The organism is Gorillibacterium massiliense, assembly GCF_000455485.1.
In the GTDB taxonomy this organism is placed as follows: Bacteria; Bacillota; Bacilli; order Paenibacillales; family NBRC-103111; genus Gorillibacterium; species Gorillibacterium massiliense.
In genome coordinates this window covers 1-21230 of the sequence record NZ_CBQR020000004.1, presented here as the reverse complement: position 1 = coordinate 21230, position 21230 = coordinate 1, and the positions used below count along the sequence as shown (strand labels likewise).

At 49.9% G+C, this 21230-nt stretch carries 23 protein-coding genes and 2 pseudogenes; 6 read left to right on the top strand and 19 right to left on the bottom strand.

The window, feature by feature from the left end; translation table 11 throughout:
• Window positions 1-18: 18 nt before the first annotated feature.
• Together yqeH and TJ79_RS00395 are read right to left on the bottom strand one after the other, a co-directional pair.
• Window positions 19-1167, bottom strand: a complete 1149-nt coding sequence (gene yqeH, locus TJ79_RS00400; RefSeq protein WP_081756605.1) for a ribosome biogenesis GTPase YqeH — start codon at window positions 1165-1167, stop codon at window positions 19-21.
• Window positions 1168-1186: 19 nt separating this feature from the next.
• On the bottom strand, window positions 1187-1693 hold the full coding sequence (locus TJ79_RS00395; protein ID WP_040948299.1) for a YqeG family HAD IIIA-type phosphatase: 507 nt from the start codon (window positions 1691-1693) through the stop codon (window positions 1187-1189).
• 305 nt (window positions 1694-1998) lie between these two features.
• On the opposite strand from TJ79_RS00395, the gene TJ79_RS25565 reads away from it, so the two are divergent.
• The 4 genes from TJ79_RS25565 (at window position 1999) to TJ79_RS00375 (ending at window position 5238) form a co-directional block, all read left to right on the top strand.
• Complete coding sequence (locus tag TJ79_RS25565; RefSeq protein WP_052339136.1) at window positions 1999-2919, top strand: helix-turn-helix domain-containing protein; 921 nt, start codon at window positions 1999-2001, stop codon at window positions 2917-2919.
• Between the two features lie 54 nt (window positions 2920-2973).
• Window positions 2974-3981: an SPFH domain-containing protein gene (locus TJ79_RS00385; RefSeq protein ID WP_040948338.1), complete on the top strand. Its 1008-nt coding sequence runs from the start codon at window positions 2974-2976 to the stop codon at window positions 3979-3981.
• Window positions 3982-4186: 205 nt separating this feature from the next.
• On the top strand, window positions 4187-4663 hold the full coding sequence (gene ybaK, locus TJ79_RS00380) for a Cys-tRNA(Pro) deacylase (RefSeq protein WP_040948298.1): 477 nt from the start codon (window positions 4187-4189) through the stop codon (window positions 4661-4663).
• Between the two features lie 95 nt (window positions 4664-4758).
• Window positions 4759-5238, top strand: a complete 480-nt coding sequence (locus TJ79_RS00375) for a DinB family protein (RefSeq protein WP_040948297.1) — start codon at window positions 4759-4761, stop codon at window positions 5236-5238.
• A gap of 122 nt (window positions 5239-5360) precedes the next feature.
• Here the strand turns inward: TJ79_RS00375 and TJ79_RS00370 are convergent, their stop codons facing one another.
• From TJ79_RS00370 to TJ79_RS00340, 7 genes are all read right to left on the bottom strand, one after another.
• Window positions 5361-7664: a transglutaminase TgpA family protein gene (locus TJ79_RS00370; RefSeq protein WP_052339135.1), complete on the bottom strand. Its 2304-nt coding sequence runs from the start codon at window positions 7662-7664 to the stop codon at window positions 5361-5363.
• Window positions 7661-8782 (bottom strand): DUF58 domain-containing protein, encoded by a 1122-nt coding sequence (locus TJ79_RS00365; protein WP_238322707.1) that lies wholly within the window; start codon window positions 8780-8782, stop codon window positions 7661-7663. The genes TJ79_RS00370 and TJ79_RS00365 overlap by 4 nt, the downstream gene beginning before the upstream one ends.
• Window positions 8783-8905: 123 nt before the next feature.
• The gene (locus TJ79_RS00360) at window positions 8906-9865 is read right to left on the bottom strand and encodes an AAA family ATPase (protein WP_040948296.1); all 960 of its coding nucleotides are present in this window, start codon (window positions 9863-9865) and stop codon (window positions 8906-8908) included.
• A gap of 246 nt (window positions 9866-10111) precedes the next feature.
• A complete protein-coding gene (gene spoVAE / locus TJ79_RS00355; RefSeq protein WP_040948335.1) occupies window positions 10112-10462 on the bottom strand; it encodes a stage V sporulation protein AE in 351 nt (116 codons plus the stop codon).
• On the bottom strand, window positions 10462-11484 hold the full coding sequence (gene spoVAD / locus TJ79_RS00350; RefSeq protein ID WP_040948295.1) for a stage V sporulation protein AD: 1023 nt from the start codon (window positions 11482-11484) through the stop codon (window positions 10462-10464). Before spoVAD ends, spoVAE begins: the two co-directional genes overlap by 1 nt.
• Before the next feature lie 17 nt (window positions 11485-11501).
• Entirely contained in the window at window positions 11502-11939 is a 438-nt protein-coding gene (gene spoVAC, locus TJ79_RS00345) for a stage V sporulation protein AC (RefSeq protein WP_040948334.1), read from the bottom strand.
• Window positions 11940-12040: 101 nt separating this feature from the next.
• Window positions 12041-12901 (bottom strand): DUF421 domain-containing protein, encoded by an 861-nt coding sequence (locus TJ79_RS00340; RefSeq protein ID WP_040948294.1) that lies wholly within the window; start codon window positions 12899-12901, stop codon window positions 12041-12043.
• A 143-nt stretch (window positions 12902-13044) separates the two neighbouring features.
• Between TJ79_RS00340 and TJ79_RS00335 the strand changes: the two genes are divergently transcribed.
• The gene (locus TJ79_RS00335; RefSeq protein WP_040948293.1) at window positions 13045-13251 is read left to right on the top strand and encodes a DUF1657 domain-containing protein; all 207 of its coding nucleotides are present in this window, start codon (window positions 13045-13047) and stop codon (window positions 13249-13251) included.
• 284 nt (window positions 13252-13535) lie between these two features.
• On the opposite strand, the gene uxaC is transcribed toward TJ79_RS00335, so the two are convergent.
• Complete coding sequence (gene uxaC / locus TJ79_RS00330) at window positions 13536-14945, bottom strand: glucuronate isomerase (protein ID WP_040948292.1); 1410 nt, start codon at window positions 14943-14945, stop codon at window positions 13536-13538.
• 202 nt (window positions 14946-15147) lie between these two features.
• Window positions 15148-15672 (bottom strand): acyl-CoA thioesterase, encoded by a 525-nt coding sequence (locus tag TJ79_RS00325; RefSeq protein ID WP_040948291.1) that lies wholly within the window; start codon window positions 15670-15672, stop codon window positions 15148-15150.
• Window positions 15673-15740: 68 nt separating this feature from the next.
• Between TJ79_RS00325 and TJ79_RS00320 the strand changes: the two genes are divergently transcribed.
• Complete coding sequence (locus TJ79_RS00320; RefSeq protein WP_040948290.1) at window positions 15741-16595, top strand: AraC family transcriptional regulator; 855 nt, start codon at window positions 15741-15743, stop codon at window positions 16593-16595.
• Here TJ79_RS00320 and TJ79_RS00315 read toward each other — a convergent pair.
• The 8 genes and pseudogenes from TJ79_RS00315 to TJ79_RS27855 all read right to left on the bottom strand — a co-directional run.
• Window positions 16529-16864 (bottom strand): S-layer homology domain-containing protein, encoded by a 336-nt coding sequence (locus TJ79_RS00315; protein WP_040948289.1) that lies wholly within the window; start codon window positions 16862-16864, stop codon window positions 16529-16531. The genes TJ79_RS00320 and TJ79_RS00315 overlap by 67 nt on opposite strands.
• 75 nt (window positions 16865-16939) lie before the next feature.
• On the bottom strand, window positions 16940-17917 hold the full coding sequence (locus tag TJ79_RS00310; RefSeq protein ID WP_052339133.1) for a ketopantoate reductase family protein: 978 nt from the start codon (window positions 17915-17917) through the stop codon (window positions 16940-16942).
• Window positions 17918-17932: 15 nt separating this feature from the next.
• Entirely contained in the window at window positions 17933-18550 is a 618-nt protein-coding gene (locus tag TJ79_RS00305) for a TetR/AcrR family transcriptional regulator (RefSeq protein ID WP_040948288.1), read from the bottom strand.
• A gap of 86 nt (window positions 18551-18636) precedes the next feature.
• Complete coding sequence (locus TJ79_RS00300) at window positions 18637-18897, bottom strand: Rossmann-fold NAD(P)-binding domain-containing protein (protein WP_052339132.1); 261 nt, start codon at window positions 18895-18897, stop codon at window positions 18637-18639.
• A gap of 213 nt (window positions 18898-19110) precedes the next feature.
• Entirely contained in the window at window positions 19111-19608 is a 498-nt protein-coding gene (locus TJ79_RS28385) for a solute carrier family 23 protein (protein ID WP_272944727.1), read from the bottom strand.
• Between the two features lie 55 nt (window positions 19609-19663).
• Window positions 19664-20416 (bottom strand): annotated as a pseudogene (locus tag TJ79_RS28380) (uracil-xanthine permease family protein); the annotation flags it as partial.
• A gap of 4 nt (window positions 20417-20420) precedes the next feature.
• Complete coding sequence (gene thiE / locus TJ79_RS00290) at window positions 20421-21119, bottom strand: thiamine phosphate synthase (RefSeq protein ID WP_040948287.1); 699 nt, start codon at window positions 21117-21119, stop codon at window positions 20421-20423.
• Window positions 21116-21230, bottom strand: a pseudogene (locus TJ79_RS27855) (bifunctional hydroxymethylpyrimidine kinase/phosphomethylpyrimidine kinase); the annotation flags it as partial. The gene thiE and the pseudogene TJ79_RS27855, both read right to left, overlap by 4 nt.

The following is a 21230-nucleotide window of genomic DNA, read 5'->3' as shown; positions in this document are numbered from 1 at the left end:
AACACTCGGCGTGCACGTTTAAATCAAAGCGGAGCGCACCGTGACCCGTACGCCTTTAGGCGCGTACACTTCCACTTCTGCACCAAGCGGGCTATTCGCGGTAATCCAACCCAACCCGGAGATCAAAATGTCCGTCTTCATTCCTTTCGGAATACGAACCGGATGCTTCGTAAGCGGCGGAAGTTTATCCAGATTCTCCAAAGCCGGGGGCTGCAGCAGTTCGCCTTTGTGCGTGGCGTACAGTTCGTCGGCGTTTTCCAGTTTGGTGCGGTGAATCTTTAAGGAGTTGGCGGTATAGCACGTAAAGGACTGCCGTTCTCCCTTAATGAAATCCATCCGGGCAAGGGCGCCGAAGAAAAGCGTCTGCTTCTCATTTAGCTGGTAGACCATCGGTTTCAAAACGGCAGATGGCATAATGACCGGAAGCTCTTTCTTGTCGATCAATTCGGTCAGCCGGTGCCGATAAACGATCCCCGGCGTATCGATGATGCTCTTCCCGTCGTCCAATGGAATCCGTACTTCGTCCAGCGTGGTCCCCGGATAAGGCGATGTGGTCAGTTCCCCTTCCAGGTCGCTGTAGTCCCGGATCAGCCGGTTGATCAGTGTCGATTTCCCGACGTTGGTAGCGCCGACGACATAAACATCGCGGCCTTTGCGGTACGTATCGAGCTTCGACAACAGCACGTCAAAGCCCATGTTTTTACGTGCGCTGCACAGAACGACGTCGACGACTTTCAAGCCATTGTCCGCCGCCTGCTTTTGCACCCAATTGCGGATACGGTTCAGGTTGGTCACCTTCGGCAGCAGGTCGATTTTATTGACGACCAGCAGTACCGGATTGTTGCCGATAAACCGCTGCAAGCCGGCAATCAGACTACCTTCGAAATCAAAAATATCGACGATATGGACGACCAAACTGTTAGTGGCGGCGATCGCCCCGAGTATCTTCAAAAAGTCATCCTGATTCAGGGTAACGCCGGACACTTCATTATAGTGCTTGATACGGAAACAGCGCTGGCAGATCACCGGGATCTTCGCCAACGCCTGTTCGGGAACGTAGCCGATCCGCCCCGGATCGTCCGTTTGCAGGGCGACACCGCAGCCTTCGCAGCGGAGCTCCTCCCCATCCGTTCCATGCATGCTGTTATCTTCAAGCCGCTTCGTCATGAAATTCCTCCTGCGGGGTTCATTTGCTGCTTTGTTTCTTCATCCAGCGGATGACGATTTTCTCCAACCTGCGGTTGATCCGGGTAAAGAACCCTTCGTCCGCCGGTGAGATGGGTTGAACGAGAATCGTATGCAGACCCATTCGATTTCCGCCCAGAACGTCCGTCATCATCTGATCGCCCAAAACGGCGGTTTGCTCAGCATCCAGTCCGATTACTTGTAGCGCACGCCGAAAAGCCAGATTGGAAGGCTTGCGGGCGGCAAAAAGGAAAGGAATGCCCAAGGGTGAAGCAAAACGGCTTACCCGGGCTTCCTTGTTATTGGATACGATCACGACTTTAAAACCCGCTGCCTGCACGTGCTTCAGCCATTCCACAAGCTCGGGAGTAGCCAGCGGTTCCTTCGCTCCTACGAGAGTATTGTCCAGATCCGTAATGATTCCCCGGATTCCCTTGTCCCACAATTCCGCAAGGACAATCTCATAAATTGTCGCCACCTGCTGACGCGGCACAAACTTTTGCAGCATCCGTTCACCTCAAAATATCTCATCCATAAGGATTGTAGTATTGAAACTATACCACACTTCTCCATTTTCATGCAAAAAACGAATCAACTGCACTTGTTCATTTCAACGTCCCTTTATTCGCCTCTCTTATATTCTAAAATATCGCCGGGCTGACACTCCAATGCTTAGGAATTGAGAATTCAAGCGGTAGTTGCATGGAGTAAGGCGTCTTGTTCAACTAATACTTGATAGGAGGCTTCCAACATTTATGCTATCCTAATCACAACAGTGCGCACTGTAAACGGTTCCTTATTGGAGGAATAAGAATGCTCGATGTAAAAAAAATCGGGGCCTATATATCGAAGCTGCGAAAACTCGAAGATATGACTCAAATGGAGCTTGCCGATCAATTAAACGTAAGTCATCAAGCCGTATCAAAATGGGAGCGCGGCGAATCCCTGCCGGATATAGGCACGATTTTGGTCCTTGCTAAACGGTTTCAGATTACTACGGATACCTTACTGAACGGGGGGCAAGCGCTAGAACAGCCTCAACAACCATTCGGTGAAATGGTGGAGCGAATCGCCGAGAACAAGCCGAATCTAGTCGCCGAGATGATCAATCAAGGGCAGATTTATTTGGAAGATTTGGTACAGGTGGCTCCGTTGGTCAAGGCTAGTACGCTTAATCAAGTCACGAAGAATGTCAGCCAAACCCGGATTCATCTAGATGTGGTTGAAAGTTTGGCCCCATTTCTCGGAACGGAAGCTCTAGAGTCATTAATTTTGCAGATCCCAGAGGATGAATGGCAATGGAAGGCGATTCTTCATCTTGCCCCGTATATAAGCAATCGTTGTTTGAATCAACTATTAGATAAATCGATAAAGGATAAGATGAGTTTCCAGCAATTGATGGAATTTGCGTCATTTCTCGATCATGAGCAACTGGAACGAATGGTTCTACAAATAGAAGATGGCAGCTTGAATTGGGATGTTATTGGAGAGTTAGCTCCTTTTATTAGTAAAGAAACCTTTGGCAAGCTAGTAAGTAAAGGCGCTAATGGCACAATCTCAAATAGCAGAATGATTAGTTTAGCCCCCTTTTTGGGCAAAGAATACATTCAGATCTTGATTTCAAGTATGGATGTGAGCCAGCTTGATCCGAATCTTCTAACAAATCTGGCTCCTTTTACAAATGGAGAAACCATGAGCAAGTTTGTCTTAAACATAGTGAACCATAAGAAATAAACATGGAGGTTGAACAAGATGAGTTCAATTTTATGGACCTTTGAATTGGTCGTGCTGCTAGGGCTTAGTGCATTAGTAGTGTTTGCCATTATCCGTTCTATCCGGATTATCCCGCAGCAGAAAGTCGCAGTCATCGAAAGATTGGGAAAATTCCTTCGAGTGTTGAACCCTGGCTTCCATCTCATCATTCCATTCGTCGACAGAGTAAGACACCTGCACGATTTACGGATTCAGCAAGCAGACGTCCCCTCTCAGATGGTGATTACGAAGGATAATGTTCAAATTAAGATTGATACGGTTTTCTTTTATTTCGTTCATGATGCAATGGCAGCAACCTACAGTATTCATGATTATGTAAAAGGCATAATAAACATCACGGCGGCGAACATTCGTCAAGTCGTAGGCAATATGGAACTGGATGAAACCCTTGCCGGCAGAGAAAAAATCAGTTTGTACCTAAGACATTCTTTGGAAGCGGCAACTGAAAAATGGGGGGTAAACATCGAACGTGTGGAGGTAATCGATATCCATCCCCCAATCGAAATTCATAACGCGATGGAAAAGCAAATGAAAGCAGAGCGGGAGAAACGGGCTAATATTTTACAGGCTGAAGGGGAAAGGCAAGCCGCGGTGTTACGTGCAGATGGAGAAAAACAGGCGGAAGTTTTACGTGCCGAAGGTGCGAAACAAGCTATGATTCTGCAAGCCGAGGGGCAGAAAGAGTCGAATATTCGAATAGCGGAAGGAAATCAATTATCACAGGAATTGGACGCCAAGGGAAAGGGAGCGGCCATAAAAATTATAGCTGGGGCTGACAAACTTAAGATTGAGACCATAGCGGAGGCGGAAAAAAATAGAATCGAAAAAATCAAAAGCGCTGAAGCGGATCCTCAGTTTCTTACCTATAAATCTTTAGAAGCTTTGGGGGAAATATCAAAAGGACAGGCGACCACCCTTTTCGTTCCGACTGAAGCGGTAAACGTATTTTCAAGCATTGGGTCATTATCCAAAATAGCAAATACACTAAATAAACAAGCCAATATAGATGAACAAAATAGCTGAATATTTTAGCTGAACGTTACAAAAATAGGGATCACCTGATGCCGCGCAGTCAGATGATCCCTATTTTTTTGAATTAACGGGCAGGATAGCTCAACAGAGAATCCCTAATCCCCTACGGCAGCCTGCTCATTTTATTATGGGATGGGATAATTTATAATTATGCTTGTTCAACCCCTCAATACTTTCCAGAAAGAGGTTTGAATCAATGTCAATCAAAACGAATGCCTGCCGGATACTCGATACCCTCCATATAACATATACGCTGCATGAATACGTTTGGGATGAAAATCAATTGGATGCGACAACTGTTGCCACCAAAGTGGGCTTACTCCCAAGTCAGCTATATAAAACACTCATCTTAAGAGGGGACAAGTCCGGTATCATAGCAGCCTGTATTCCGGGAGATAAGGAATTGAATTTGAAGAGCTTAGCTTCCGTAAGCGGAAATAAAAAAGTTGAAATGGTGGCTGTCAAAGAAATTCAATCCCTTACAGGCTATATACGGGGTGGCGTCTCTCCCCTTGGCATGAAGAAAAAGTACCCCCTTTACTTGCATTCGTCTGTAAAATCGATGGATCCTGTCAGTATTAGCGGCGGCCGCCGGGGATTGCAAATTTTTCTGCATGGAGAAGATTTAGCAGCAGCTTCTGAAGGGTACCTTGCTGACATTGCTTACGAGTAACCCTGTTCGGGTAATGAAGTATATGGTTATGTAACAAATTAGTTTGTCTGGATAGCCAGAATATTTCGGTGATATCGATGAGGAGGCGCTCAATAATGAAGACTCTATTCCTATACAACTGGCAGGTTCGGAATGACTGGTTCTCTTGGTGTGAGGATGTATCTGAAGATGAATTACTTAAAACTCGAATTGGCGGTGTTGGCGGAATCTTAAAAACCCTGTATCACATCGTTTATTTGGAATATAGTTGGATCCACAGCGTAGTGCAGGGAAAAGCAGATTTTGGACAAGAGCCCTTCGAGGCGCACAGTAGTCTGAGGCAGGTGCAAGATTTATCTATGCAGTTTCACGCAGAAGTGGAGCCATTTGTTATGTCATGGACATCGGAAATGGAACGTAATGAGCTGACACTTCTACGTGATAATGGTGAATGGATAACCTATAAACATGGAGAAATCATGCGTCACGTCATCGCTCACGAAATACACCACATGGGTCAGTTGTCTGTATGGGCGAGAGAAATTGGGCGAGAACCAATCACAGCTAATCTGCTTCGTAGGGGATTGTTCAACTAAAGGAAAATTTCATGTCACGAGCAGATAACGATCGTTAACCGCCAACCAACCGAACAAAAAAGAGGCCGCCAGATGAGCGACCTCTTTTTCATACGTCTATTGATTCAGTTTTCGCGCTTAACCTACAACAGCTGTTCACGAATCCGGCGTACATGACCTGCCGCCTGTACCACTTCGTCCGCCGTCACCGGCCGAGGACTGTATTTCGCTTTTTCGAACAGGTCGAGGAATTGTTCCAAATCCCGGGTCAGCCAAACATCCATCTCGCGCCAACGGAAAATGGTTTCTCTCGCCGTTTCATAATCGTGGACTTGAAACCCTTTCTTACGGAACGCTTGCACCAGCTTCTCATACTCCCGAATCAGTTCTTGCCCCGGTGTCCGGACCTTGCGACGACGCATAAGCCACGAGGGAAGCCATTTGATCTTGCCTTTCTTGACCAGGGATCGAGGTAGTACGAAGAGCCAGAAAACAACGATCAACGCGACAACGATCAAGGATCCTGCTGCAACCAAAAACCAAGTCGTCTGCCAGAAAGGTGTGTGGACCGCATGCTCATTTGCTCCTACATCATCGGTAGGATTCAACGCAGATAAATTTGAATCATCCGGTGAAGCATCGGGCGATGCGGCTAACGGAACGCTGAAACCAGCTGTCGGTTCGAAAGGAATCCAGCCGTACCCGCTAAAGTACACTTCCACCCAAGAGTGGGCATTGGAATTTCGGACCGAGTAGGTGCCGCGTCCGGTTGGATTGATATCTTCCATATGATAACGCATATCGTTGGAGAGACCGTTCTCCCTCGGATCTGAGCCTGTGCTGTAGCCCTTCACCCAACGGGCCGGCATGCCGATGATTCGGCTCATCACCGTCATTGAGGTGGAATAATAATCGCAATAGCCTTCTTTTGTTTCAAAAAGAAACCGGTCCACGAAATCTTTAGAGCCGGCGGAACTCTCTTTCGGCTCGCTGGTATAGGGATATGTTTCTTTCAAATAGTTCTCAATGGCCTTCACTTTATCGTAGGGCGTCGCAGCATCCTTGGTGATATCCAATGTCAGCTGCCGAACCCGATCCGGTAGCGTGTCGGGAAGCTGCAGTTCATCTTGAAGCAGCTTCTTTTCCGGATAATCCATCGTCACCTGACGAAGACCGGCTTCATCTAAAATCGGCAGTTGAGATATCACTTTATAGGATTTGGGATACACGCCGGCGTTCTTCTCCCATAGCAGCGATTGGGAATCCGGCTGCCAGAGGACCGCTTTATAGTCTCCTTTTTCGCCGTCCGGTTCGCCTAAATTGACGATGCTCGACGGAGATAAAGCAGCAAACAACACCGGATAATCGGGTGACTTCTTTTTGAAGGTCACGGTTTGCTCGACTTCCACGGTCTTCAGCTTCGGCGTGGCGAAACGGTCGCTTGCTGTAAACTGTCCGCCCGGCCCGCTAACAGATTCGTAGGACCCTTCCTGTTTCGTTTGCTCCCAGCCTTTCCCCGTATAGAAGGAGCGTGTCTCACCCCGCCAATAGCTTTTATAGGTCGTATCAACGGAGAACACTTCGCTGTAATCGAAGGTAAAACCGCCACCCAGATGGCTATCGTCGCGGCTGTAGCCCGAAGAGGTATTCAGATTGAGGCTGATCGGCGTGTCCAGTTCGGCAAACTTCCCTACTCCGGCAACAGGATGCCCCTTCCAATCCATGTACATACTGTACGGATCCTTCAACGGGTTGCGGATTTCCGGCATTCCCGTTCCGATCCAGACGGTAATCGTCAAAAGCAGCACGATGGGCAATGAGAAGCTGATCGGATAATCCGCGATATATCCCCAGCCGACGGGATTTTTATCCTTCAAATTGGAAAAATGGCGGATGACCAGGAGGAACAGCCCGCTTAAAATCATCAGCGCCGCTTCATCCCACAGATAGATAGTGCTGAAGGAATCCCGGAGGGCCATGGCAAGAATGCCGGCGGCCATTATCAGGTAAATCCTCCGGATGCTGCGAACCCACCACAATGCAGCCAAAAATACAATCCATGCACCTAACCCATACAAATAATAAGGATCAAACTGAATGTAATTGAAGTATAGCAAGTCCTGCAGATTGGACAGGTTCCGCACTTTCACAATCTCCAAGTGATAGTGCAGTGCAAAACCGTGCATCACCGTAATCAGTAAAAGCTGAAAAAAACGTTGCAGGAATTTCAACTTCAGGGGAACAAACTCCGTTAGCCCCACAATGACGAGTGTTAAGGTAATGACTTGAACCGTTTTCGGCAAGAAGCCCGGGTCCTCCTCACCAAACCAATGGACGAAGGAATACAGGAAAAGGCCAGTGAAAAGCGTGATGAAAATCCGCTGCCAGTGAGTCAGCAAATACTCGAGCAGAAAAGATCGACTTTTCTGCATTACAGTTGCTTTCAATAGCCTCGACCTCCCAACACGGCGGGAAGATCTTCAAGAGAGGAAACCGGATAAGCGAGAAATCCTTTAGAGTTCACAAACTTCACCCATGGAGCCGGATCTTCCGCAGGGTCCCAGCCGAGACGGATGTGGCAGCCGTTCATCTGTTTTTGGTGCACCCAGTTCAGCGCCTTCCATACACCCTCGCCCTTCTGCGGAGTGATCAGCACGACGAAGGTGCCGGGGCTCAGATTGCGCGAACGATCCTCCAGTATGCTCAAAAGCGGGTGGTAACCGTCAGCCTGAACATCGATGAGATGGTTCATCACTTGGACAAAAGAAACGGCACCTACTTTAGGCTCGATCATGACGGAGTCTTTTCCGACGGACAGCAGCCCCATGGACACACCGCGTTTTTTGCCGTATTGAAAAAGCGAGGCGGCGACTGAGACGCCCGTTTCAAAAACCTCCTCGCTCCCGTAGCTTCTCTGGCTGCGGTCGAGGACAATGATGGTCTTTGGCATCGATTCCCGCTCGAATTCTTTGGATTTCCATGTTCCCGTTCGCGCCGTGGCGTTCCAATGGATGCGGGAAAGCCGGTCACCATAGTTATACTCCCGGACGCCGTTGATCTGCGTCGTTTCCCGATGGGCACGGGTCGTAGAACTGTGGTGGTGCATCCCTTTCAACATCTGGTTCATCTGCTTCCATTCGGTAATCCCGATGGTGCGGGGATAAACGCTGAAATGATGCCCCAAATCCATCTGCCCTCTATGATCGAAGACACCGAAAATATCGCCCGTAGAGCAATCCGTCCGTTCAAACCGATATAAACCGCGGCGTAAAGGATGAGTGCGATACTCCACCGATCCTGTCCTTTTCCAATCAGGAATCAAGGTCGACTCAAAGGAGGTCTTCCCTTTGCTGCGATGGACCAGCGTATCTTTAACGATGACATAAGGAATCGGCCAAATACCTGGCACCTGGACATCAATTTTGACTCCGAGGGTGACTCCGGCTTCCAACGGTTCGTCATCGTAACCGCCGCTGACATAGCGCACTCCTTTGACCCGGTTAATGCCGCTGTATCTTCCAAGCAGGATATATATGCACAGGATAAAGGTAATCACGAAAATCATAAGCGCAAACTTTCCGCCCTGAAAAAGCATGAAAGACAGCGCCGATATAAAAACAATTAGAACGAGCCAGAATCGTAAAGTCAGCTTTCTTTCCTGTCTAGGGTTTAAAACACCCATCCCTGATCACCTCTGCATCCGGACGGGCACCTTCACCTGCTCCATCACCGAACGAAGGGCGGAGCTGACCGTCATCCCTTCCAACCGGGCTTCGGAATGAAGCAAGATCCGGTGGCCCAAGATGGGCGGCACGAGGGTTTTGACGTCGTCGGGTAGAACGAAATCCCGGCCTTGAATGAAAGCGTATGCTTTAGCAGCATGAGTCAGAGCCAAGGTGGAACGGGGGCTGGCGCCCAGGAAAATGGACGGATGCTCCCGAGTTTTACGCACGATATTTACGATATATTTGCCGACTTCCTCTTCCAGGTAGATATCATGGACCTTTTGCTGCAAGGCGAGTATTTGCTCCGTATCGGCGACGGGCTCCAAGGTTTCCACCGGGTGAACCTTGCTTTGGGAAACCAGCATGCGGTACTCCGTGGCTTCGTCCGGATAACCGAGGCTGAATTTCAACATAAAGCGGTCCAATTGGGCTTCTGGAAGCACGTAGGTCCCTTCGAAATCTATTGGGTTTTGGGTGGCCAAAAGCAAAAAGGGCTCCGGCAGCTCATACAACTCGCCGTCGACGGTGACATGATGCTCTTCCATCGCTTCCAGTAAAGCGGATTGGGTCTTTGTCGTCGCTCGGTTAATTTCATCGGTTAGCAAAATATTAGTCATCACCGGACCCGGACGGAAAACAAATGACTCCATTTTCGGGTGGTAGATCGATACGCCTGTAATATCAGTTGGAAGCAGGTCGGGATTGCACTGAATGCGTCGGTATTGGCCTTTGATAGAACGGGCTAACGCCTTGATCAGCACGGTTTTCCCCGTACCCGGTACATCCTCCAGCAAAACGTGGCCTCCCGCTAGAAGAGCGGTCAGGAGAAGCTTGATTTCTTCCCGTTTTCCCAGGATGCATGACTCTAGATTGTTTTGCAAGCGCTGTACAATTTCCAGATCGGCTTTCCGGTTACCCTCCATGTCGGTTCCTCCAATAGTATATGATGGAATAAATTAGCTCTTTTGAGGAAATTTTCATTCACAAGATTGTTATACTAGTTTCATTTTACAGGATTTGAGAATCTCCGTACAGGGAAGCCCTTCTAAATTTGTTTGTCACTTCATCCATTTCATTCCTTTTTTCGGAACGCAAAAAAACCGCGGCTTCTTCCATCTGGAATAAAGCGCGGCTATATGGAACCTTTGTGTAAAGCAAAAAGGGAAAAGCTATCCGCGAGGCCGGAACAAAAGCGCCGCCAGAAAGGAAAAAATGATAGCGGAGGAGATCCCCGCCGACGTCACTTCGAAAATACCAGTCAATATCCCGATCCAACCGTGCTGGTCGAATTCCTGCAGAGCGCCGTGAACCAGTGAATTGCCAAAGCTGGTGATAGGAACCGTAGCGCCGGCACCGGCGAACTTGATAAACGGGTCATACCAGCCCAGTCCATCCACGATGGCGCCAATCACTACTAGGGTGCTCATGGTATGTCCAGCCGTCATTTTAAACCCGTCAATGAGAATCTGTCCGAAGACGCATATCCCACCGCCAATGACAAAAGCCCAAACGTACTGCATCATATTCCCGCCGCCTCCTTTCGTTCAATCGCTACGGCATGGGCGATGCAAGGAATCGTCTCGCCTTGTTGGGCGGAAATCTGAGATAGGAGCGCCCCCGTCGCCACCACCAGAATCCTCTTCACTTCCCCTTTTTCAAGGCGGTTTAGCAAGTGTCCATATGTGACGGAGGCGGAGCAGCCACAACCGCTTCCCCCCGCTTGAACCTGCTGCTTTTTCCGGTCGTAGATCATCAAGCCGCAATCCGTAAAATCCGTCTGGGCGTACGGTACCTCTTTCTCCTTAAGTAGATCCTTGACCAGTTCATGGCCGACAGAAGCCAAATCTCCTGTCACGATCATATCGTAATACCCCGGCTCCAACCGGAAATCCCGGAAATGGGCAGCGATGGTATCCGCCGCAGCCGGCGCCATGGCTGCACCCATGTTATACGGGTCTTTAATGCCCATATCGACAATCCTGCCGATAGTGGCGCGAGTCACCACCGGCCCATCTCCCGCCGCTGCAACGATGGAAGCTCCGGCTCCCGTCACGGTGTACTGGGCTGTCGGCGGCTTTTGAGAGCCGTATTCCGTCGGATAACGGAATTGCTTTTCTGCCGTGCAGTTATGACTGCAAGTGCCGCATAACACGTACTTGCCGCCGCCTGTTTGCACGATAAGAGAAGCCACTGCCAAGCTCTCCATCGCCGTCGAGCAGGCGCCGAAGACTCCCAGATAAGGAACGCCGAATGTTCGGGCAGCAAAGGTGGTGCTGATGATCTGGTTCATCAGATCGCCGCCGACGTAAAAATTGACTTGTTCCTTGGTGATCCCCGCTTTTTTTATAGCCAGCTTGGCCGCTTCCTCCATCAGCTTCCGTTCCGCCTGTTCCCAGCTTTTTTGCTCTAGCGTCAAGCTCTCATAGATCTCGTCGAAATCGGCGGCAAGAGGACCCTTTCCCTCCTCCGGTCCGACTACAGCGGCGCGACCCAATATAACAGGCTTGGCACTAAAGAGCCAGCTCTGATGTCCGGTCATCATAACGAAGCCCTCCTTTCTTAGGTGAATAACCCGTGGAGAATCCCAATGAAAAAAGCCGCAACCGTTCCAAAGACGATGACCGATCCGGCTAATTTAAACATGTTACCTCCCACCCCGTAGACGAGTCCCTCGCTGCGATGCTCAAGAGCAGCTGAGCACATCGAGTTGGCGAAGCCCGTCACCGGAACGGCCGATCCGGCGCCTGCCCATTGGGCAATCTTGTCGTACACCCCAAGACTCGTCAAAATGACGGATAGGAGGATCAGCACCGCCACGGTTGGATTGCCCGCCGTTTTTTCAGTAAACCCGTTGTGTTTGAACAGTTCCATCAGGCATTCGCCGATCAGGCAGATCAAGCCTCCTGAAAAAAACGCCTTTACGCAGTTTGACAAGATGGGACGCGGCGGTTCTTTCGTCTTGGCCACCTTTTGATACTGCTGTTGAGCAGGCGTCATCTTTTTATTTTTGTTCGCCACCGTTTTCCTTCCTTTCCTTAAAGCCGTAATCGAATTTCTTGGGTCTAGTCTGTCTCAAACCGAATGGAAACATGTGCTGGCTATCGATTCAAGTAAGGGGTGAGATCCTTAATGATTTGCTCCATTTGTTTAACACAGTTACCATACAATTGCTTGGCTTTCGGATTCTCCGTCGTGAGGCGGAACAATTCCAGATCTGCGGCGATTTTCTTGAGTAGGGCAAACAGGGCTTCCTTCTCCTGACCTTTTGGAACCTGCAGCTTGTCATCGAACAGATCGACGGTCAATTGACCGTAAGCATCGACCTGTCCAATAAAAACGTTATCCATGGATACCCCGAGCTTCTCGAGCTCTGTCCGCAGCCATCCCAAGTTAAATCCCAATTGCCCCAACGCTTCAGTCAATGCCTTACCGTTCATGATCACAACCTGCGGCGACGGTTCCTTAGCCATTTTGATGCCCAAGGATTTTGGGGTGAGCGGCTGAGTCTCCTTGGTTTTAAGAACATTCAGATCGCCCGTCGGATCAAGCACCGCATACTCGACCTCGCTGATATCGAATACATCCTTCTTCCGCAGCTGCTCCATCAGCTCATCGGCGGAAAACCGTTCCTTTTTCAAATTATCCTCCAGAATCTTGCCGCCCTGAATGACAACGGTGGGTTTTCCCTCCAACAGCTGTCTCAGCTTGCGGTTGCCCATGGCCAAATGTTCCATGATAAATGGCACCGTGAACCAAACCAACAGCGCGATCACACCGTACATGTAATGGGCTTCCAGCTCCGTGGAAATGAACCCCGCCAGTTCGCCGAGGGTAATCCCCGTTATATATTCGAAAAAGGTTAGCTGGGACATTTGCTTTTTCCCCAGAATCCTCGTCAAGAGGAACAAAATCACGATGGCGCCAAGGGAACGAAGAACGATTACGAACCACTCCGGCAACTAATTCTCCCCCTTTATCCGTTTTTTGCTTATTCTTCGCCCAAAACGATTAGGATATAAGCAGAATAATATCCGGCTCATGGTGGAACAGTAGAGACGGCTGTCCATAACATAAAGAACCTATCCCAAAGGAGAATGAAACGATGACGGTTATAACTCAAGTAAAAACAGCGTTAGCCTCATTAAAAAGCGCTCAGGCCAGCCTGGAATCCTTCGCTCTGAACACGCAAAATCAAGAAGCGAAGCAAATGTTCCAGCAAGCTGCCCAGAACACGCAGCAAATCGTCGATCAAGTTGCCTCCCGAGTAACTCAAATCGAGAATGAAGAGCCGCAATATACGCAAAGCTGACGGGTACGACTCAAATCTGAACTTCGCAACAAAAAAAACGGCTTTCGGACGTCAATTGTCCGAAAGCCGTTTTCAATACATGCTCATCTTTAGTCTAGAAGAAAGTCATGAGGAGTAACACAACCAGCAGAAGAAACAGTACAAGAATAAGGATGAAAGGATCCTTTTTCATCACCCGCGTATCTCCCGTCTCCATGAATCTATTCTTATTTCTATTCAGTAGAAGCAATAGAGGAAAAGGCGGAAGCCTATGAGGGATGCGGATAGTTTCTTACAATCGTTTTCTAATCTTCAAACCGGAAGTAGTTGACCGCATTGCCGTAGCTGATGGCAGCGACCATTTGCCCCAGCTCTTCCACGTCCGCGGCAACTTCGCCGTTCTCCGCCCATTCGCCCAGCAAGTTGCAAAGGATGCGGCGGAAGTATTCATGACGGGTGTATGAAAGGAAGCTGCGGGAGTCGGTCAGCATGCCGACAAAACGGCTGAGCAAGCCCATGTTGGCAAGCGCGTGCAATTGCGCGAGCATCCCGTCCCGGGTGTCGTTGAACCACCAGGCGGAACCAAGTTGAATTTTTCCGGGAATACCGCCGCCTTGGAAGCTGCCTATCACAGATGCGAGCATATCGTTATCCCGTGGATTCAATGAATAAACGATGGTTCGCGGCAGCCTGTCTTGTTGTTCCAAGCTATCCAGAAGACGAACGAGCGAAACCGCCGGCAAGCTGTCATAAATGGAATCGTAGCCGGTATTCGGCCCCAGCTTCTCCAGCATGCGGGTATTGTTGTTGCGGTGGGCATTGAAATGCAGCTGCATCGTCCAACCTAAATCGGCGTACAAGCCTCCCAAATAAATGAGGGTGTAGGCTTTATATTTTTTCTCTTCCTCGAGGGAAACCGATTCGCCCCGCAGCGCTTTGGCATAGATCGCAGCCGCTTCCGCCTCGGTTGCTTCGGCATAAGGAACATAGTCAAAGCCATGATCGGAGATCCGGCAGCCGACTTCGTGGAAAAACTCGACGCGGTTCTTCAAAGTGGATAGCAATTGTTTGTAATCCACAACCGGAAGCTTCGCCGCTTGTTCCAATTGGCGGATCCAGGACAAGAAAGTCGGACTATTGATTTCGAGCGCTCTGTCCGGGCGGAAGGAAGGCAGCACTTTGAAATCCCGTTCCTCGTCGTTCAGTTTGATGTGATATTCAAGGCTATCCGCCGGATCGTCGGTGGTGCACAGGATTTTGACGTTGCATGCGCGGATAAGTCCTCTTGCGGTGAAGCCGGCTTCTTTCAAACGGGCGTTGGCTTTCTCCCAGATGGCTGGTGCATTTTTCTCGTTGATGACATCCTCGATGCCGAAAAGACGTCTAAGCTCAAGATAGGACCAGTGGTACAATGGGTTGCCGATGGCATTCGGCACCGTTTTGGCATAGGCGAGAAATCGGTCGTAATCACTGGCGCCATCGCCGCCGGTCACGTATTTTTCCTCGCACCCATTGGCCCGCATTGCCCGCCATTTGTAATGGTCGCCATACAGCCAAGCTTCTGTAAGGTTGGCGAAACGCTTGTCCTCATAAATTTCCTTCGGATCCAGGTGGCAATGGTAATCGATGATCGGCTGATTTTTGGCATAGCCATGATACAGCTCCACCGCGGTTTTATTCGCAAGCAAAAAATCGTCATCCATAAACGCTTTCATTAAAACGCTCACCGCCTACTCATAGTCAGGAGCAGCCTGTTAGCAAGCTGCCTATCCTCTTCAGGATAGAGCAAAATACGGGCATTGTCTCACCAATTTTTGCGCTTTGCGCCATAAATCTAGCCAATCTTGCGATAACTTCAGTCCTTTGGTACTCTTTAATCGGAAAGAAAAAAGCGCCTATCCGGCGCTCATTCTAAAGTCAATCCCAAGGCTTCTTAATCGCCAAGAATTGGGCGAAGCTTTTGCTCTCCTGCCGGCGGGCCTTGCGCATTTGCGCCCTCTTCTCGCCGCTCTGGTTGATCATCCGCTCTTCTTCCGTTTCCGGAACTACTTGCGGAACAGGACACGGATGGCCATCCTCGCCTATAGCGACAAAAGTAAGGAAAGAAGTCGCTGCTATTTTGCGCTCACCGGTGAACAGGTTCTCGGCGGTTACTTTCACGAACACTTCCATGGACGTTTTTCCTGTCCAGGACACATAGGATTCCAGGCAAACCGAGTCCGTTTGCTCGATAGGCGAAAGAAAATCGACGGAGTCAGTGGACGCCGTCACGACGCTGGTCCGGCAGTGCCGCATAGCGGATATGGCCGCGATGTCGTCGATATGGCTCATCAGCCTGCCCCCGAACAAGGTGTGGTGGTTGTTGACGTCATTGGGAAAAACGTGGCTGGTCTTGATCGATTTGGATTCTTTGCATGTTTTCGTTTCCATCGGGTTCTCCATCTGCGCGTTTTTCTTCTATTATAATCGATTCAAGCCGGTTTCACATACGGAGAACGGAGAGAGAAAATATGACAGCTTACACCGAGACGATCAACTACGGAGAAGAAGAAGGAAATTTTTACATGCATCAATGGCGGCGGGTTCAGCCTTTCGAACGCACCAACCACTTCCACAGCACCTACGAAATCTATTATCTGATCTCTGGGCGACGGGATTATTTTATTAAAGAACGCTCCTATCAGGTGCAAGCCGGGGATCTCATCTTCATCAACAAATACGACGTCCACAAAAGCTCCATCACCGGCAAGCCGGAGCATGAACGGCTGGTCATCAACTTCAGCGACGCCTTCCTTGGGACGAACCATCCCTTCTACAGACCCGAGCTGTTCCGAGTGTTTCAGCAGGAGGGGGCTCTCTTCCGCCTGACGACAGAGCAGATCAGCTTCGTTATGGGCATTTTCGGCAAAATGATCCATGAAATCAAGGAAGCCCGGGCCGGTTTCGAGACCTATTTGCGGGTGCTGCTCACCGAGCTTCTGCTTTTCGCAGAGCGGCTGAACGAGGCGGCGGAAGGCGAAAAAATCGACCAAGAGCCCATGAGTCCGATGCATAAAAAAATCGCCGGCGTCGTCAAGCACATTCATCTCCATTATCATGAACCCGTGACTCTGACCGATTTATCGGAGTGGTTCGGCATGAGCCCATCTTACCTAAGCCGCACCTTCAAGGCAGTCACCGGCTTTACCTTGATTGGCTACGTGAACCTCATCCGGACACGGGAGGCGGAGCGGCTCCTTTTGGAAACCCGGCACAGCATCATCGAAGTCGCCGCCGCCGCGGGATTCGAGCATTTCACTCACTTCAACCGCACCTTCAAGAGCCTCACCGGCACGACGCCGTCGAAGTACAGGAAGGGGACTTGAACTCGTTTCAATTCGTAACCTTCAAATTCCGTTCCTCGAAAATACCTTTGGCAAATGCCTATATCGACCTGGACCGTTACGGCTTCCGCTCTGGTTAAAAGGCCTGCGGGGTCGAACGTGTTCGCGCCTTTACCTTCGACGACGCCTAGCTGTTTCACCCCGGTAACCGCGCCATGGGCCCAAAGCGGAATATTCCGCTCGTCCGCAAAGCCGTTGCCAGAGGTCGCACTAGCGGACAAACCAAGGGCTTTTGCGATCATGACCGCCATTTCGGAGCTGCTTCGTAATCTCGAACTATCAATATGATCGAATCTACATGACTTGATTACTGTAGCGGGTAAAATTCAAGAAGGGGCAGTAGGAACGGAACGTATTGTATTTGACATGGCTACAGGTGGAACTAGCTCCATTAGAATTCTCATATTCGGCATATCGACACCCAATAAAGAGCCGGTTTCATAGATTTCACGAAAGTTCTGCACCATTTCATCAATGCTATCCACTGCATGGGCCGTATATCTCTTCATGACAGGATTTTTCGTAAAATTCAGCCTAAACATCGGGTAGAGAAGAAAAGCCGGCAAGGACATCATCTTGACCTCTCCGTACTTTGTTAAATCGACGCCACGCTTCTTGCAGATGGAGTAGCATTCCCTCATCGCTTTAAATGACGTTTTAACAAGCCGCTTATCCTGCAATAACCGATTTATATCCCGATACTTGGTTAGGGCTGCGCCAAGTGGAGCCGATCCAACATTATGGATCCACAACCAATGGAGCGGATTCTCTTCTATTTTGGGAATGATCCCACAGCTTTTGAATAAATCGACCGCTTTGTCCAGAAGCTTCCCCTGCTCCTCATGGATTGCCCCAAGCATGATATCGTTTCCCAAATTAGCCCAGAGCTGATTTCCCCTGAACGTTCCGCCACCGCCTGCGTATCCCAGTATGTAACGGCTTTTGCCGAGGATGCTGTCAAATTCATCGCTTAAGTTCCAATCGAGGGTCATCAGCACATAATTCGCATCCGGCGCTTGCTCCGCCAGAGTCTGCAGTGTTTCCGTCAACTGAAAGGTTTTGACAGGAACCAGAATCAAGTCATAGCCGCCTCTCGCATCGGTGACACAATGATAGGTGTAGCAGCCGGTTGTATTCCGATGCTTTTTGTCCTGCCGCTCGTCGATCAAGTCGAAGGTGATTTCCTTTCGATCCAAAAAACTTGCTTTTTCCGGACGAACATAATGAAAAACGCGATGGTTTTCGGACAATGCGCATCCGTACAGCGAACCGATGACGCCGGTGCCAACGATTAATACCTTCATAATCATGCTCCTTCACTAAAGGCTATGAAAAAACGAAAAAGAGCCGGGTTTTGCGTCTAACGCATGGGTGAGGAAATCTTCGAAAGCCCGCAATTTTACCGGCATTTCCTGCGCCTCCCAGCCGAACAGATCCGCATCAAAATAAAAGTTGGACAAAGTGAGAATCATCTGCGCTGTCTCAAGAGGATATTTTGCTGTAAAAATCTCATCATGTACGCCTTGGACGATGACTTTTGCATACAAAGGAGCCAAAGCTTTAACCAAAGCAGCCATCAGCTTCTGATGAAAAATGGCGTTTGACGGGGTGTTAATCTTTTCCATCCTTTTTTCATTGTCTTTGAATAATTCAAAGCAGGAATAACACAGATTCTTAAAATTAACCTCTGCCGACACGTTGTTATCAATCTGATCGATAAGCTTTTCGCAGCAGTCCCTGGAGTACAAGGCTACGGCTGAGTCAGCACATTCCTCCTTCGTGGAAAAATAATGATAAAACGCTCCCTTCGATATGTTCAACTTCTTCATGATGAATGAGAGGGTTGTGGTTTCGTATCCGTATTGAAGAAAAATGTCAAAGACCTGTTTTGCCAGTTCGTCGCGTTTTTTATCGTAGTTGATATTTGTTCTGGACATTTCATGCTCCTTCCTTTTTTTAAAACCGACCGTCGGTTTATTTATAAATCAGCTGTTAGATTATGTCAAGCATTAAATGTGAAAACCTACCACGCAACTGGTTTGTGATCGCGAAAATAATCCCCATTTGGCCCATCTTCCCCCAACGTTGCCAACCAAACAGCCGTATCTTGTGCAACCAAGCATGTCAGAGCATTGAGCATCGTTTTAGAAATGCGATAAGCGGCTGTCAATCCTTTTAAACCCAAAAATCCTTGCAAAATCTCAAATGCTCCTAACCCCGATGGGATATTGACGATACGCCCATAACGATTCTCTTTCATCAAAGGGACAGAAGCTTGAATCATTCGCAAAGCGCCAAAATAACTCCCGCATTATTCACAAGAACATCGATACGGCCAATCATAAAAGCTAAGGAAACACAAAAAGCCTTCAGGAAGAAGTTGAAACTTCAGCAGCCTTGACGTTACCGCCAGACCTTGAAGCCAAATCTTCATAAAGGCTTATCTGTACAACTTTAACCTGTACATAACCTGCTTGTGTGAATATTACTCATTCCGTTAAGGCAGCTGAGCCCTTTTCCGGAACCGCTCCGGCAACTTCACGAGCAACAATTGGAGCAGTAAAACGCTGCATGCACCGACTAGGATGGCGTTGGTCAGAAGCGTCCCCCAAAACCCGGTCAGCCCCGACACATTGCCGGGTAGGGCGATGGCGAGAAGGAGCGATACGCCTACGACGGTAAAGTTCGCTTCCGTCCGCTCCATTTTCATGAGCAGAGAGATGCCGGACATGAACAGGCCCGCAGCAGCCGGTAAAAATAAGCCGCCAATGACGGCGCCGGGGGTTAGTCCCAGGAGAGCTCCGGCTTTGGGAACGAAGCCGAGGATGAGCAGGATGCCCCCGGCCCAAATCACCGGGTAGCGAGAGCCGCTCCGGGTCAGGCGCAGCAGGCCGACGTTTTGCGCGTAAGCCGTCGTCGGCAGTCCTCCGAGAAAGGATGACAGCAACGAACCTGTGGATTCTCCGATAAATCCCCGGCGGATGCGGCCCCCCATCCATCTCGGCATCGGTCATCTCCGCCGCCGCCTGATAGACGCCCATCGCTTCCATGATCGCCGCCATATAGGCGACCATGAAGGTTAGAATGACTCCGGCATCCCATTTAAAAGTGCCAAAGGGCATGAAATGAGGCAAGCCGAACCAGGCGGCGGTACGGACGCTGTTCCAATCCATCCCCTGTGTGAAGGCTGCGATCCCGTCGCCCACCAAAAGACCGATGAGGAAGGCGTAGGTTTTCCACCAACTTCTACCAAAAACGGATAGTATAACGACCACTAGCGCTGTAGAAACCGATAGCGTGAGAGTGGTGATATCCAAATATCCTTTTGTCCCCGGATCGCCCCCGAGAAATTCGTACATCGTGAATTGGGAGAGCACGACACCGACGACACAGATGACGGTTCCGGAAACTGCCGGAGTAAACCAGGCACGAATTTTCCCGATGAGTCCGGTAGCCGATAGCAGAAAGACAAGTACAGCGCTCACCAACATACCACCATAAGCGGCGGCCAAGCCTTGGGTTTTACCCGTCGTAATCATCAAGGAGTCGAAAGATGCCGACGGCCCCTGGACGATGGGCAGCTTGGCCAGCCGCGTCGCCTGAAGCAGGGTCACGAAGCCTGCCGCAATGAATACGGCATTGAGAAATGATGTGGCAGCGACAGGTGTTAATCCGATCATTGTCGCGATAAACAAAGGGTCGAGCCAAACGTTGGATACGAAAACATGCTGCAGCCCGAGGAGCAGGCTGCGAGCAGGACCCGTGCGCTCCTCGACTTGCAGTTTGATATCATCATCCTTCATGCCGTCACCGTCCTGTTCCGGTCTGCCCGGTCCGCCTTTGGCTTGCCTCCCGGACTGCCACCTTCAAAGCCGACGCTGCCTCCACGGGAATCTCTGCCATGGAGATCGCCGAAATCACGGATACCCCGTCGGCTCCAGAGAGGATGACATCCCCGGCATTCATAGCCGTAATCCCGCCAATTCCGACGACAGGAATGCGAATGCCCCGCTCCCGCAGCTCAGAAACGGATGCCAGCCCGGATGCCGCTTTCGCATCCTCTTTCGTCATCGTGGCAAAGAGCGGCCCGACGCCTAAATAATCGGCGCCGTTGCGAATCGCCGTTTCTGCTTCCTGCAAATTATAAGCGGATACGCCCAAGATCCGGCTGCCGATGCGTCGTCTTACCGCCACCGCGGCCTCGTCCTCCTGGCCGACATGCACCCCATCGGCGTCTACTTCCAATGCCAGATCCACATCGTCGTTAACAATAAAAGGGATGCTATGCCGGCGGCATAACTGCCGCATGTTCCATGCAAGCTCGGCCATTTCTTTGCCCTTGAGTGCACCTGAACCCTTTTCCCGGAATTGAAAAAGCGTAATGCCGCCCTCGATGGCTTCACTCAATACGTGCAGCGGGTCTTTCCGGCAGTTGTTGCTGCCCATGATGAAATAGACCGAGAGCGCCCGGCGCAGGGCAGCTTCATCAAGCAAATTCCCTCTCATTCGCCCTTCACCGCCTGCCTATCGCGATAAGCCCAATGATTCGTCGGCCCATGTCCCTGACCCAAATGCAACGTATCCTCAATCGCAGCCTGGATAAACGCCTTCGCCACC